This window comes from Vibrio neptunius (genome assembly GCF_000967495.1).
In the GTDB taxonomy this organism is placed as follows: Bacteria; Pseudomonadota; Gammaproteobacteria; order Enterobacterales; family Vibrionaceae; genus Vibrio; species Vibrio neptunius.
This window is the reverse complement of sequence record NZ_JXXU01000045.1, coordinates 13,899-28,628: the sequence shown is the minus strand read 5'-3', so window position 1 is coordinate 28,628 and position 14,730 is coordinate 13,899. Positions and strand designations below refer to the sequence as shown.

Genomic DNA, 14,730 nt, shown 5'->3' with positions numbered 1-14,730 from the left:
TACGGGTTCCTTTATTTCATCCGGTGTATGAAATGAAGCTGTTGAAGACAGCGGATAGCGACGTCTGAGCAGCAGATGACAACATATAGCCTATAAGGATTGAATAATGAAAATCGTACAACTTTCATGGATTTCAGCGGCCATGCTGGGCCTAAGCTCACTGGCACATGCTGGTTTTGATGGTGCCATCAGTGATGGTTCACAGCGTCAGGTGGGTGAATCTGAAGTCTGGGTTCCGTTTATCCACTCTAAAGGTAAAGCAGGTATCGGTAGCACAGGTGGCAAGAAGGTCGACTTTGATGGTCTAACTGTTTTTGCTAGCCAAAATGGTGATGTGTATACCTCTGGCAGTGACCACAACAACTCTAAATACGTTTTCTCTCAGGTTGCGGGTCAAGATATCTGGTTTGGTGAATGGTCTTCAGGTACTGAAAATGGTCAAGCTGTGGATCGTGCAGTGTACTACGTGGGCAATGACACAGGCACGACGGTACCTACCTCTGGTTCAGCGACCTATACAGTCGCTGGCATCAATAATGGCGCGACGTTGAGCGGCCAGTTCACGGCGGACTTTGGTGCTCAAACACTTAACGGTGCTCTATCAAACAGCAATTTGGCGATCAATCTGTACAACAACGCTATTAATGCCTCTACAGCGGAATTCTCTGGAACAGCTGTGGCGAATGGCATGTCTATCGGTCACTCTCAGGGCCACTTCTTTGGCGCAGATGCCGCTTTTCTAGCAGGCTTTGCTAAGTTTGCTGGCGACAGCACGCTCAATACTGCCTTTGGCGGTAGCAAAAACTAATTTTTGTTTTTGTCTTTCTCTTTTGGGGAGCAAGTGACTTGCTCCCATTTTTTCTCCGATTGAAACACATCAATGAAAATCGACCGTAACTTTATTCTTGGCTCACTGTTTATGGTGAGCGCGATTTACTCCTCTTGCTCTTATGCGGATCAGGATACCGACTTACGTATCCAGCAACGTGACGCGTTATCTTCCCGTCAGAACGAAAATGCACTTATCGAAGAAGAACTGGAAAAAGAACGCCTAGCCGAACAGTCGGCATCAAGCACTGAGTCGAGTGTAGAGAATACCGCTAATGAGCTTGGACCGGCATTGCATCTCGCGGTCAGGCAACGTCAATGGGCACTGGCAGATAATCTGCTGCAAAGGTATATGGCGTTGGCGGATTTCGATCCTATGCTGGTGCACTACGCATCGGGGGCACTGGCACGCAATGCGCGTGATTATGATCGGGCAGAAACGCACTACACGACATTACTTGAGATGCAGGAGAACTTTTTGCCCGCAGAACTGGAGTTAGCTCGCGTCTGGTTTGAAGACAGAGAAAACAGTGCTTCTTTGTCGTTGTTTAATAACATTCTCAACCGCTTACCTGCTGATAATCCAAGAGCGGCGGGAGTCCGGAATACGGTAGAAAGCTTCGTTAGTGCACTGGAGTATCGTGATGATTGGCAAGGCGCGTTTTCCTTTGGGCCGACCTACAATGACAACCTGAATTTGTCCTCGAAACATTATGAATGTCTGGTGTATTTCACCAATGGTCAGTGCTTTTTAGAGCGCAGTGCTCCCAAGGTTAAATCTGCCTATGGTATTGACTACGACGCCAGTTTAAATCGACGCTTCTCGCTGAGTGGTCATCATGGCTTGCAGCTACGCAGTTTTGCCTATGGCTCCAATTACCAAAACCACAAAGAACATAACGAGCAGACCTTAAATGTGACCTTTGGCTACAGCTATCAGACCGCCAAACATCAGATCAGTATTGCGCCGCAGTTCGAGTATCGCGCCTTAGCGAATCAGGCTCTGTTTGCTTCGGGCGGTTTCAAGGCAGATTGGTTTGCTAATCTTGGTCAGACTTCTGCCATCAAATTTGAAGTAAAAGGTGAATATCTCGATTATCGTAATCAAACCTTTGCTTACCAGTCCGACTGGCAATGGTCGGTCTTTGGCACCTATTGGCATCAGTTACCCGATGAGTGGCTATTGTTTGGTGGCTTAGATTGGACATTGAAACAAAACCGACAGGCTGTACATGAATACGATTTGTGGGGAGGTCGATTGGGTGTGAATAAAACCTTCACGTCGCTGAACACTGATGTGACCTTATTCGCTTCGCTGAGGCAACGTATTTATGGTGACTTCAATGCGGTGCTCGGTGAGCGGCGCGACGATACTGAGCAAAATTATACCTTAGTGGTGACGCTGCCAGAGCTGTTTGCCGGATTTCAACCGCTCATCGAAGTCAAAGCCAATCAGACCAAGAGTAATGTAGATTGGGCATACAGTTACAAGCAGCATCAATACAGTCTAAAACTAGAAAAAAGATTTTGAAAATAATCAATGGCTTATTGTTTTTTCAAAAAATAATTAAAAAACTTTTACGGATTTTTCATTGTGGTTCGGTGTTACTGATAGAGGTGCACGTGTTTGGCTAGGCATAGTGCGCACAGATAAACCGAATGTGAGTAAAACAATGGAATGCTTATCCAGATCACTACTGATTATTTGCTTTTTTTTAGCGGCCCCATTCAGCTGGGCTGAAACAACGTCAGAAACCGGGTCACAACCCGTTATGCAGGAAAGTGCGACCATCGCAGAGAAGGCTGAAATCTCTGCGCTTCCTGCACCGGTGAGCGACAACATGTCGCCACCGGATTTGGTCGCCGCTACTGCTCAACACGACATGTCCCCCTATGGCATGTATCAATCGGCTGACTGGGTGGTCAAAGCGGTGATGATTTTACTGCTGGTGGCCTCAGGTGTGACTTGGGCGATTGGTATCGCAAAGCAAATCCAGTTGAACCTAGCGTGTCGCCGTGCGCGTTATATTGTTAATGAATTGCTTGATTCTGAAACCTTGGTCGAAGGCAAGCTGCGCTGCGGCAGTGCAGAAGGCGCTGGGCTGGCGTTGATTGAAGCTACAGAAAAAGAACTGGCGTTGTCTGCCCGAGCAGATAATGAGGACGGTATCAAAGAGCGCTTACAGCTCAGGCTCGAACGAGTTCAGGCTGGTTTAAGCAGTGCGATGGTTGGAGGTACCGGAGTGCTGGCAACAGTGGGCTCCGTTGGCCCTTTTGTCGGGCTATTTGGCACCGTTTGGGGGATCATGAATGCCTTTATCGGCATCGCCAAATCTCAAAACACCACATTAGCTGTCGTAGCGCCGGGGATTGCAGAAGCGTTGTTGGCAACGGCGATTGGTTTGGTGGCCGCGATTCCTGCGGTAGTGCTTTATAACCACTTTACTCGCGGTGTCAGCCAGTATCGCGCGCTTATGGCAGATATCTCTGCAGCGCTGATGGTGCTGGTGAGCCGAGATCTCGATAGAGAGCCCGTTTCTATCGATGGAAAAAAGTTGGCAGCCTGAGCGGAGCATAGAGATGGGATTTAAAGTTGCTTCGCAGCAGGACGAGTTGGTGGTCAATCATGAGATCAACATCACGCCGTTTGTTGATGTCATGCTGGTGTTGCTGATCATTGTAATGGTGGCGGCACCACTGGCGACGGTCAATATACCGGTCGATTTACCCACGTCTTCGGCTGCACCGACACCTCAACCTAAGGCTCCGTTTTACTTGACTGTTAGCACTGATCTGGCGCTGACATTAGGCGAGGAGAGTACGGTGACTCTCGAACAACTGCCTCAAGCGCTAGCCCAAGTACTGCCTGATAAAGAGCAGCGGATCTATTTACGTGCTGACAAAGCACTGGATTACCAAAGCTTGATGAAAGTGATGAACGCTTTGGTTGCAGAGGGTTATGTACAGATCGCTCTGGTCGGATTGGAACAACCAGAGAAATGAGAGGCAGTCAGTTAGGCAGATCCATAGCGCATGATAGCTTTGGCCCATGGTTGCTACCTGGAATCATCATTAGTGTCGGTTTTCATCTGGCTGTTGCGGTATATTATTTGTACCAACCTAAAGCTAAATTTATTCAGCCGCCAGCAGCGATTCCCGTCAGTGTTGCTTTGGTTGCACCCGTCGCGGCGCCACATGTTGAAAAGCCCGCGTTAAACTCTGGTCCTGAGCAAAATGAGTCGATGGATTCTATGGCATCAATGGCTCGTACAGAGCCGATTGATCCACAACAGAAGATCCAACAAGAGGTCGAGAGTGTGCCGGAGCCATCTCCGATTATAGCCAAAGAAGCACAGCGCTCCTCAGAGATTGCGACGCCTGAAAAACCAATAGAGGCGAAGCCAAAAACGAAAGTAGAGAGCAAACCTGTTGCACAGGTTCAAAAACAGTTGGAAACGCCGCAAGCCGAGACACCTTCAGTCAGCCAACAGGCTTCGGTCGCTCAGATTAAAAAGAGCGCTCCCAAGCTTGAAGTCGAAAAAGAACATAAGCAGATTCAAGGCGTGTCTGGGGCATTTAGCCAACACCTCAAACAAGTTAAGATGAGTTGGAAGCAGCAACTGGTGCTGCACCTTGAGCAGCATAAGCAGTATCCGCGCCGCGCCAAGCGGATGCGTAAACAAGGTGTGCCCTTGATTACTTTTACTATGGATAGAGCGGGGCAAGTACTGGGCGTCAAACTGGTACGCAGTAGCGGAACAGAATCGCTCGATAAAGAGGCGGTGGATCTTGTCTACCGTGCTATGCCATTGCCATTACCACCAGATGAAGTCAGCGGTGCGACCTTAACTTGGACGGTTCCAGTTCGGTTTTACGTTCAGTAGTGAATGAACCTAGTATTGGTGTGACCAATACACGTTCGAAGCAAACGTTTGCTAAATTTGCATAAAAGCATTGAGATTTCACTCAAGATCCTTAAAATCCGCGCAAACGATTAAATGCTGTATATGTCTGATGAAATGGATTGGACGTTTCTACCGCTGAGCCTATCTCGGTGACTACAGTTTCTTTGCCCCCTCTCTCTTCAATACAGCATTGGATCCGTTTACTATTTACCCCACTTGTAAAGGTTTCATTGTGAGTCTCGAATCAACCCTGAAAAACCAGAATCAGTCCGGTGTACTGGAATCGGTATTTAAAATCACTCAACGTAACACAACCCTAGGTACTGAGCTGTACGCAGGCTTTATTACGTTTTTGGCAATGAGCTATATTCTGGCGGTTAACCCAGCCATTCTGGGTAGCATTCCCGGCATGGATAAAGGTGCGGTGTTTACGGCGACGGCGATCGCAGCGGCAGTAGCAACGCTAATCATGGGCATTTGGGGTAATTACCCAGTGATGTTGGCACCAGGCATGAGCATGAATGGCTTCTTCAAAGGGATGTTACTGAGTAGCTCGGTTGCCTTGGTGTGGCATGAAGCGCTGTTTGGTATCTTTCTATCCGGTGTGTTGTACCTGATTCTGTCGATGACCAATATCCGCAAAGCGATGATTGAGTCGATACCAGAAGATCTTAAGCTGGCGATTACCGTTTCGCTTGGATTGTTCATTGCCTTTCTTGGTCTTAAAAATGCCGGCATTATTGTTTCTAACCCGATCATTTTGGTCAGCATGGGCAAGGTGACAGACCCACAGGTCATCATTGCTTACATCAGTATCTTTGTCGCTTTGGGTTGCATGGTGCGCGATATCAAGCTCGCGACCTTTATTTCTTTTGTTACTGCTATTGTGTTAACTGTCTTTGCTGACATGGTGATGGGGACCAACAACGCGCCGATTCCAGAGCAATTGGTCTCTGCTCCGCCAAGCTTAGCGGGCAGCTTTGGTGCGGTGTTTGATTTTTCAGGATTAACAGCGGACAAAATGTTTGACCTGTTGTTTATTGTGATTATTTTCTTGATTGTCGACTTCTTTGATGGCCTGAGTACGATTGTTGGTGTTGGCCGTGATGCAGGGATCATCGATAAGGATGGTAAAGTACCCAATGCACGTTCTGCATTGGTCGCAGATGCTGGTGGCACAGTGATTGGTTCAGTTCTGGGAACCACCTCTATTACTGCCTTCTCAGAGTCTGGCATTGCCTCTTCTCAGGGTGCCAAAACCGGATTGGCCGCCGTGATGGTTGCGGGCTTGTTCCTAGTCTCTCTATTCCTATATCCATTGTTTTCGATTTTTTCAGCCGCCATGGTGGCACCAGCGATGGTCGTTGTTGGCATTTATATGATCGGGCGTTTAGGGCAAATTAGCTGGGAACAAAAAGAATCCCGCATTGCGGCATTCTTTACCATCATGTTCACCGTTCTAAGTTTTTCACCAGCCAACGGTATGGCGATGGGTTTTATCAGCTATGCATTTACCATGGTTGTGGCAGGTAAAGGTAAACAGGTGCATCCAGTGATTTACGCTCTATCGGCTATATTCCTGACGTACTTGGTACTGTTGTAATAAGATTTTGAAACTAAAAAGCCCCGCTCTTAGAGCGGGGCTTTTTTAATTATCCTGATTCTAATCATCTCTTTTAGATTAATATGCAACATGTTTGTTTGATTTGTTTTTAGTCAATTAACTTGAGCATGGCTTTAACCCTATTATGGAACAACCTTAAACAACAAGTGTTCTGGGCAGTGAAGAGTTCATTAACCGCCACATGGAAAGTTCAAATGTGATAGAGGGTGATATCGCAGAAATTCCCACTAAACAGTTTCGTCCTAAGCAGCTAGGGGAGTTATTTGGGTTACATGACTCAAGAATTAGTAGAATAGTGGCAAAAAGTAAGACCTGACTCCTTTGATGTCCGATCGAGAATCTTTTACGACAGATTAGTGTTCTATAAGGTTCAAACTGACTGTATTTCTAAGGGTTTAGCATAATTAGATCACATTAGTTAACCAAGTGCGATCCCGCCTTGGCTCCTACATGTCGATACGGATTAAAGAATTTTAGTTAAATCATCCCAAATACACCGCGATAGAAAAAATACCAACGGGTAAACCACCGATAAGCATATAAGCCCCAAACCACCACCAAAGTTTTTTGTAGGCGGTGTATATAGAGCCTATAAAAAAACCGGGAACCATAGCTACAATGGATACGGAATCAAACCAGCTTTGAGATATAAAACCTGTTGGTTTTTTCCCATCTCCACTATATTCAAATGTATCATCATGTAAGAAACCATCAGGGATTAAATCTATTCCAAAGACCACTCCAAACCAAGCCAAACCTAAGAAAAGCAGAGGGATAGCAAGCAAAATATATCTAATTAATACTCTCATAGTTCAAAGTCTATTTTAGTGATGAATGGTTTATAACCGTATCCTTTAAAGTGTTGAAACAAATACCAAGAGCGAAATCCTTCCAACTGTTCGTATTGCTTTGTAGTGGTCAACAAATTCCGGACACAGATTTAAGCCGATTCTCGGCATCCACTGGCGATAGCCCATCATTTGTTTGATGGGGCCGTTGCCTATTGTAGTAGTTCATCAGGTAATAGCTGATGTTTCTCTTGGCCTGAATTTGGGTCAGGTAACCAGTCGCTGGGACCCATTCGGTTTTTAAACTTCTAACTCTTGGATTTTCTGTTGCTCAGGTGTAAGAGCTTTAATGGTTGTGACCTTTTCCCGAGATGAGAAACATCGAACCAGAAAAAGATTGGTTTAGGTGCGGATTAAACCAATTATGATAATCGACAAATTTTAGAACTTCTCGCACAAGGAAATATCAGAAACATAGTCACTCATTAAGTTTTTTTTGTAACCTACTTTTTCAGGACACTCAATCATATTATTGGGTTTAATCACTAAATAAAAATTAGCATAGTTAACGCCAGTTCCTATCAATGCACCAATAAGCATTGGAATATAGAACCATCGAATAGACCCTTTTCTTTTACCTCGAATAAATTGTAATGGAAGTAAAATAAAAACTATCGATATAACGAGAACAAAAAAACCAAACAATGCCATAAATGGGAATGGCACATAGGAAAAAGGAACGCTCTCTATTTGTTCAATCGAGCAAATAAAGGGCTTGCACATAAATATGCCACATACCCTAGCAGGGCTATGATAGCTATTAAAAATACACTAATTAAAATTTTCAATAGCACCCTCTACAACTTTACTTTGAAAATCAGTAGTTTTATCAATAGTCCAAACTGCAAAGCTAGATCCTACTATTATGAGTGTTCCAGCCAAAAACGTAGCAGGGATAGAAGCTACAGCCAAAACCCCAAGGATACCACCTGCCAGAGCAGTAGAACTAAAAACGCCAACCAATAGTTTAGCTTCATCGATTCCCAGTTGTTTTAGAATGCATCGTAAGTGCCTTTCATTGTACCATGCAGCCTTTCCCAACGAAGTGGATGCCCGTTCTTTATCAATATGCACCACAATATGGTAGTGGTTACTCATGACGGCATAGGCGCACACATCTATGGTGTAAATTTGAGAAAGAAGATGTATCCGCTTCTCAACCCATGACTTTCGATGTTCGTAATCACGTTTATGTTGCGTGTCATATCCACATAAAAATGAACGACGAACACAACGAGAGACACAGTGATAATAACGAGTGGCCTCTAAACAGACTTGCTGTTTTCGCGGTGTAGTCATGACTTTCCCTCCTTATTCTGTAGGATAAGAGTGAGTCAATAAGCATCACAAGAAAACAGGCAAAGTGAGAAAGTTGCAGCGGTGGAGATAATGTACGCAATTGATTTGTTTGTTACTTTTTAATAGTGCCTGTCCTTATATTTCTTTGTCCTTATATTTCTTCAAACAGGCAATAAGTGACTTTTGCACCTTGGCGTTGGTCGGTAATCGTTTGAAAATGTTCTTTGAAGTGGTCAATGTCCATGATGCTCTCCCTAAAAAGGGAGTATAAGATCACAGCTAAATGTGATCGTCAAATCGAGCGCTGTTTTGTCTAAAAAACGTTCACGATCTCACCCTGGCAACTTAAGGTAAAGCCAAAAGCCAAAACCTAGAAACATGTAAGCAGCAAACCACCACCAAAGTTTTTTATAAGCCGTATATATCGAACCAATAAAAAAGCCAGGGATCATTGCAACAATAGCGATGGAGTCAAATAAATTTTGTGAAACAAGTCCCGTTGGTTTTTTACCATCTCCGCTATATTCAACGGTATCATCACGTAAGAAACCATCAGGGATTAAATCTATTCCAAAGACCACACCAAACCACGCCAAACCTAAGAAAAGCAGAGGGATAGTAAGCAAAATATATCTAATTAATACTCTCATAGTTCAAAGTCTATTTTAGTGATGAATGGTTTATAACCGTATCCTTTAAAGTGTTGAAGCAAATACCAAGAGCGAAATCCTTCCAACTGTTCGTATTGCTTTTTAATACCATCGCTAAAATCATGATTAATGTCATTAGTATCGAGTCCAAAGTGATCTTGAACTTCATACTTAAATATCCCTCTAATTTTATTTCCTTTATATTCAAGTCGCTCAACATAAACACGCAATGACCAAATATCGTGAACACTAAGCACTGTACCGTTAGAAAGGTCTCTGCCAAGTGGACTTGAATCAAACTTAGGCAGCCTCTCACCTTCTAAGGACATCATGTATTGACTTGAAACACTGAGAATATCATCGGGTAACCTACCATCCTTAACGTTGTCACCTAGGCATTTTTTTAGAGCTTCATGAAAACGTTGAGTTGTCTCATGTCCTTGCAATGCCTTACTTAGCAATGGATTACTGTAGTAACCGCCCTCATTGCGCTCAAATTTATCAACCATTTCAAAAAAGATACCTTGCGTTTCGCCCTCGGTTGAAAAGCCAACACCTAAAACCGCATCATTTGCCAAACTACGCATACGCTTAAAATGTTCACTAGCTGGTAAAGCAAACTGGTCTTCTGAAACCACGTCATACCCCATTGAGGGTGAATAACGCATTTTATTTTTAAATGGTTGCATCAATCCATAAGACTCAATAACATCTCTTGATTCATCTCCATATCTCATATCTTTTGGACATATAGCTTCATCATTACAATCTGAACTACCTTTATGATGACAAAATGTATCCATTTTATTTTTTGTTTCAAAAACCAATAACGAAAAATCTCCCGCCACAGGTTGCCACTGTTCTTGAACGGATTCGCGTCCATCTTCGCTGGCTTGAATTTCAGGCAAATTGGGCTGAACGGAGGCTGTCTCTGCACTTCTATCTGACGGCTCATGAACAACTTCATTCGTAAACTGTTCGAAAATGCCCTTTGATACGTCACCCATTGGTTTTAACGGACGCTCAAGCGGATTAGCCAAACCATCTTCCGTAGGATTTAAGCGACCACGGATCGCATCATTCATGTTTTTAAATGCCTTGATGCCTCTTGCTTCAAACGCAAGCTGTTCCTGCTCTTTCTTTTGGTAAAAAGCATTCTGATCCTGTGTATATGCTCTTTGGGCATCAAAAATGTTTGGATATGTGACTCTTTTATAAACCAATGAATTCACAATAGGATTATGCCCTAAATGTTGCTGCATCGCGGTTTGGTCATAATACATATCAACCGCTTGATCATATGTGACATGACACTTTTCCCAAAAAGCACTACCGCGCTGTGCGAATGGATAGCTTCGACCTTTCGGTGGAGGATTCCTGCTCATGATTTACTCACATTATTGAATAAAGAGCATGAAATCATAACTATTTTTCTTGGTGCGTAATATGGGTGATTATGTTCAATGTAACTAATATTATTATATTTTATATATTAATAAACTCTTTTCTTGTGAGAGTGTAAATCATACAGGGCGACCGTACGTGTTTTAATATTTGATCTAAAAATAAATAACAATAAATAACAAAGACAGGCACCATAAAGAATATTTTCCAGCAATGCGTTGCCTTCTCTTTACTGTCCGCCTATACAGTCATCATTCGTTTTATTGGTGATTATGACGAAAAATGCGCAGTGGAGAATTGATGAAGCGTGACAAGGCAATCCAATCGCGGGGTATGCCTTGAATCATGTCATTGGAAGGGTGGCTAGTAAAAAGCGATAGAGATTCGGGTGTTAATTGATGGGTCATAACGGCATTATAATCCTCCCCAAAAAATAAAGGGCTCCAATAGGAACCCTTTATTTTCAAAGCATTTAAGTTAACTGAATAACGGTGAAATGCTATTCAATATTCTGGATCTGCTCGCGCATCTGCTCAATCAGCACTTTTAGCTCAACGCCAGATGCGGTGATGTCAGTGCTGATAGACTTGGATGCGAGCGTGTTTGACTCGCGGTTGAACTCTTGCATCATAAAGTCGAGACGACGGCCACATGCGCCACCTTTTTTCAGGATATTGGTCGCTTCTTTAACGTGAGAGTCCAAGCGGTCCAGCTCTTCTGCTACGTCTGACTTCTGCGCCAATAAAATCAGCTCTTGTTCGACCCTTGAAGGGTCAAGTTCAACTTTAGCATCTTCAAATTTGGCAAACAGGCGCTCACGTTGCCAATCGAGAATTTCCGGCATGCGAGCACGAACTTTAACTACTTCGTCAGTAATGGCTGATAAACGCTGTTCAATTAGCGCCTTCATGTTTTCGCCTTCACGGCCACGGGCTTCGATAAATTCGCTTACTGCTTGGTCAAAAGCCGCCAACAAATCCTTGTTTACCGCATCCATGTCCTGCTCAGAAGTTTCCATCACACCCGGCCAGTTCATGATCTGGAAGGGGTTAAGACGGCTTTCGTCACCCGTCATCTTCATCACTTGGCTAGCGGCATTGATCACTTGTTGTGCCAAGCCTTCGTTAATGCTTAGCTCGCCTTTTGCTGCTGGGTTAGCTTCAAAACGCAATGCACATTCCACTTTACCGCGTGCTAGGCGCTTGCGAAAACGCTCGCGAAGAACGGGTTCTAAACCTCGGAACTGTTCCGGTAGGCGGAAGTAGGTTTCCAAGTAACGTTGATTCACACTGCGGATTTCCCACACAGCGGTACCCCAATCGCCTTTCACTTCTTTACGTGCGTAGGCGGTCATACTATAGATCATCGAATTTTCCTATTTCATCATCTTTGAAAATAACGCGTTGCAATAGTAGCAGAATGCGCGAGATTTGGAACGCAACACCGTGGGGTGCTTTCCCGATATCCTGCTTTCTGCTAGAATCCTGCTCCAACCAAATTCGTCTCCCCCTCTCGTTAGGTAGATAACTAAGGTAGATGCCCATGCGTCCAAATGACCGTCAGGCGGATCAAATTCGCCCAATCAAAATCACTCGTAATTACACGGCTTACGCTGAAGGCTCAGTTTTAGTGGAATTCGGCAACACAAAAGTATTGTGTAATGCGACCGTTGAAGAGAATGTGCCACGCTGGCTAAAAGGTCAGGGCAAGGGCTGGGTGACGGCTGAATACGGCATGTTGCCACGTTCAACGCATTCACGTATGCGTCGTGAAGCGGCAAGTGGTAAACAGGGCGGCCGTACCATGGAAATCCAGCGTCTGATTGCACGTAGCCTTCGTGCCGTTGTTGACCTAGAAGCGATGGGTGAGATTATGGTCACTGTCGACTGTGACGTAATTCAGGCTGATGGCGGTACACGTACGGCATCGATTTCAGGCGCTAGCGTGGCAATGGCCGATGCGTTCCAGCACCTAATTGAAAACGGTAAGCTGAAGAAAAACCCGATGAAAGGCCATGTTGCTGCTGTTTCAGTCGGTATCCTAGGTGAAGATGTATTGTGTGACCTAGAGTATGTCGAAGACTCTGCCGCAGACACGGATATGAACGTGGTCATGACGGAAGATGGCCGCATGATTGAAGTTCAGGGTACCGCAGAGGGCGAACCGTTCACCCATGCTGAGCTGATGAAGTTATTGGAGTCGGCGACCAAAGGGGTCACCGAGATTGTAGCGGCGCAGAAGGCGGCGTTAGAAAATTGATTTAGATAGCTCCCACAACGGGGGCTATTTTTTTATCAAAATTTGGCCAAGGCTAAGTTTTGAACTGTTTATAAACCGTCTAGACAACTAGACCTTTTATTTAGAGAGAAAGTGATGAAAGCATACCAGCGTGAATTTATTGAGTTTGCATTAGAGAAAGAAGTACTAAAGTTTGGTGAGTTTACTTTAAAGTCAGGTCGTAAGAGCCCGTATTTCTTTAACGCTGGTCTTTTCAATACGGGTCGAGATTTAGCGCGTTTGGGTCGATTCTACGCCGCTGCGCTGGCAGATTCTGGCATCGAGTTTGATGTTTTGTTTGGCCCAGCATACAAAGGGATTCCAATTGCGACGACCACAGCCGTTGCATTGGCGGATCATCACGAGATAGACACGCCATACTGCTTTAACCGCAAAGAGGCGAAAGACCACGGCGAAGGCGGCAACCTTGTTGGTAGTGCGCTAGAAGGCCGTATTATGCTGGTTGATGATGTGATTACTGCGGGTACTGCGATTCGTGAGTCGATGGAAATCATCAAAGCCAATGGAGCAGACTTGGCCGGTGTATTGGTGGCGATTGACCGTCAGGAAAAAGGCAAAGGTGAGTTGTCTGCGATTCAAGAAGTCGAGCGTGACTTTGGCTGTGCAGTGATCTCCATTGTTAGCTTAGGTGACTTAGTGACTTATCTTGAAGAGAAAGGTAATGCGACCGAGCACCTGGAAGCGGTAAAAGCTTATCGTGCTGAATACGGCATCTAATAGGGCCGTCATTCCATAGAGCGACGAAGGAGTGAGTAGGGAATCTCTCGAGATTTGCTACTCGCTTGAAAAGATTCCCAACTCGGTCGTGCCTCCCTCTCGGAATGACATGCTTAACGATTGAATCGAGAAGGGTTAATGCTAATGCATCAACCCTTTTGGCTTCTTGCCTCTCATGAGCTTTTATTGCCTAGTGAGAGTTATCGTAGATTTTGCTCCCGTCTCGCTGCGTTTTCAATAACGACAGGTTCCACATGTATTGTTCAGGATGCGGTCTGACCAAATCTTCGATCGCTTGGTTCATTGCACGAGCATCAGCTTCTTCATCGCCGGTCGGGAAGTTTTCTAAGGCTGGCAGAATGTGCACTTCGTACTTACCCGATTTGTCGTTGTAAGCAGGCAAAACCGGAATCACCTTGGCTTTCGATAGGCGCGCCATCTTGCCAAAGCCTTTTAGAGTTGCTTTCTCTGTACCAAAGAATGGGACAAATACCGAGTTGGCGGCGCCGAAGTCTTCATCTGGTAGCCAGTAGCCAAGATACCCATCTTTAATTGAGCGTACGAAAGGTTTTACCCCCGCTTCCCGAGCGAAGATACGACCACCATATTGCATACGCTGCACTTGCATTAGCCAATCGCCGATTGGGTTGCGCTGCGGCTTCATGATGGTGGTGACTTTATAGCCTTTCGCCGCCAGCATCACGGCTGGATAATCAACGGCCCAAGCGTGAGGTGCTAAGATGATCACTTTTTCCCCCGCGTCGAGCAGCGGTAAGATGTTCTCTTCGCCGATCATGACCCCGCGGTCTTGGTTGTGCTTGGTAGAGCGAATCAGAAATTCAGAATAGCCAAATAGGTACTGAGCGGCCTTAACAAAGGTTTCTTCCAAAATCTCCTGACGTTCTTGGTCTGACTTTTCAGGGAAACAGTATTTGAGGTTCACTCGCGCACGACGTACAACACGGCCATTTTTGCGTACCACAAATACAGACAGTTTTCGCGCCAAGTTATCGCGCCAGCGGTAGGGAATAAAGGCCAACAAGGTGGCAAATAAAATGCCCAGCCATGTACCCCAGTGTTTAGGGTGTAAAAATGCCCACTCAAAGGTAGGGTTATGCAAATGTTTATCGATGCTATTTTTATCGTTGTTGCTCATT

General features: G+C 45.0%; 15 protein-coding genes, 1 pseudogene and 1 riboswitch. Of the genes and pseudogenes, 8 read left to right on the top strand and 8 right to left on the bottom strand.

Annotated features, from left to right (window positions below):
- Positions 1-106: 106 nt before the first annotated feature.
- From TW84_RS16100 to TW84_RS16075, 6 genes are all read left to right on the top strand, one after another.
- Positions 107-808 (top strand): Slam-dependent surface lipoprotein, encoded by a 702-nt coding sequence (locus TW84_RS16100; RefSeq protein WP_045976653.1) that lies wholly within the window; start codon positions 107-109, stop codon positions 806-808.
- Between the two features lie 72 nt (positions 809-880).
- Positions 881-2,359 carry a surface lipoprotein assembly modifier gene (locus TW84_RS16095; protein WP_045976652.1) on the top strand — a complete coding sequence of 493 codons (1,479 nt, stop codon included), beginning with the start codon at positions 881-883 and terminating at the stop codon, positions 2,357-2,359.
- A 61-nt stretch (positions 2,360-2,420) separates the two neighbouring features.
- Positions 2,421-3,395 (top strand): tonB-system energizer ExbB, encoded by a 975-nt coding sequence (gene exbB / locus TW84_RS16090; RefSeq protein ID WP_084720247.1) that lies wholly within the window; start codon positions 2,421-2,423, stop codon positions 3,393-3,395.
- A 13-nt stretch (positions 3,396-3,408) separates the two neighbouring features.
- Complete coding sequence (exbD, locus tag TW84_RS16085; RefSeq protein WP_045976651.1) at positions 3,409-3,831, top strand: TonB system transport protein ExbD; 423 nt, start codon at positions 3,409-3,411, stop codon at positions 3,829-3,831.
- Entirely contained in the window at positions 3,828-4,712 is an 885-nt protein-coding gene (locus TW84_RS16080; RefSeq protein ID WP_045976650.1) for a TonB family protein, read from the top strand. Before exbD ends, TW84_RS16080 begins: the two co-directional genes overlap by 4 nt.
- Before the next feature lie 97 nt (positions 4,713-4,809).
- A riboswitch (purine riboswitch) is annotated at positions 4,810-4,909 on the top strand.
- 56 nt (positions 4,910-4,965) lie between these two features.
- Entirely contained in the window at positions 4,966-6,336 is a 1,371-nt protein-coding gene (locus TW84_RS16075; RefSeq protein ID WP_045976649.1) for an NCS2 family permease, read from the top strand.
- 503 nt (positions 6,337-6,839) lie between these two features.
- Here TW84_RS16075 and TW84_RS16070 read toward each other — a convergent pair.
- The 7 genes and pseudogenes from TW84_RS16070 to TW84_RS16045 form a co-directional block, all read right to left on the bottom strand.
- Positions 6,840-7,166 carry a hypothetical protein gene (locus tag TW84_RS16070; protein ID WP_045976648.1) on the bottom strand — a complete coding sequence of 109 codons (327 nt, stop codon included), beginning with the start codon at positions 7,164-7,166 and terminating at the stop codon, positions 6,840-6,842.
- On the bottom strand, positions 7,163-7,279 hold the full coding sequence (locus TW84_RS25205; protein WP_275041676.1) for a DUF3289 family protein: 117 nt from the start codon (positions 7,277-7,279) through the stop codon (positions 7,163-7,165). Before TW84_RS25205 ends, TW84_RS16070 begins: the two co-directional genes overlap by 4 nt.
- Positions 7,276-7,455 (bottom strand): annotated as a pseudogene (locus tag TW84_RS25100) (IS3 family transposase); the annotation flags it as partial. The gene TW84_RS25205 and the pseudogene TW84_RS25100, both read right to left, overlap by 4 nt.
- Positions 7,456-7,976: 521 nt before the next feature.
- A complete protein-coding gene (locus TW84_RS25345; protein WP_045976646.1) occupies positions 7,977-8,504 on the bottom strand; it encodes a transposase in 528 nt (175 codons plus the stop codon).
- A 332-nt stretch (positions 8,505-8,836) separates the two neighbouring features.
- Positions 8,837-9,154: a hypothetical protein gene (locus tag TW84_RS16055; RefSeq protein WP_045976645.1), complete on the bottom strand. Its 318-nt coding sequence runs from the start codon at positions 9,152-9,154 to the stop codon at positions 8,837-8,839.
- Positions 9,151-10,539 (bottom strand): DUF3289 family protein, encoded by a 1,389-nt coding sequence (locus TW84_RS16050; RefSeq protein ID WP_045976644.1) that lies wholly within the window; start codon positions 10,537-10,539, stop codon positions 9,151-9,153. Before TW84_RS16050 ends, TW84_RS16055 begins: the two co-directional genes overlap by 4 nt.
- A gap of 518 nt (positions 10,540-11,057) precedes the next feature.
- Positions 11,058-11,924, bottom strand: a complete 867-nt coding sequence (locus TW84_RS16045; RefSeq protein WP_045976643.1) for a YicC/YloC family endoribonuclease — start codon at positions 11,922-11,924, stop codon at positions 11,058-11,060.
- Between the two features lie 176 nt (positions 11,925-12,100).
- Between TW84_RS16045 and rph the strand changes: the two genes are divergently transcribed.
- Both rph and pyrE read left to right on the top strand, forming a co-directional pair.
- On the top strand, positions 12,101-12,817 hold the full coding sequence (gene rph / locus TW84_RS16035; RefSeq protein WP_045976641.1) for a ribonuclease PH: 717 nt from the start codon (positions 12,101-12,103) through the stop codon (positions 12,815-12,817).
- Positions 12,818-12,931: 114 nt separating this feature from the next.
- Positions 12,932-13,573, top strand: a complete 642-nt coding sequence (pyrE, locus tag TW84_RS16030; protein ID WP_006963407.1) for an orotate phosphoribosyltransferase — start codon at positions 12,932-12,934, stop codon at positions 13,571-13,573.
- A gap of 190 nt (positions 13,574-13,763) precedes the next feature.
- On the opposite strand, the gene lpxM is transcribed toward pyrE, so the two are convergent.
- A complete protein-coding gene (lpxM, locus tag TW84_RS16025) occupies positions 13,764-14,729 on the bottom strand; it encodes a lauroyl-Kdo(2)-lipid IV(A) myristoyltransferase (RefSeq protein WP_045976640.1) in 966 nt (321 codons plus the stop codon).
- Position 14,730: the final 1 nt, after the last annotated feature.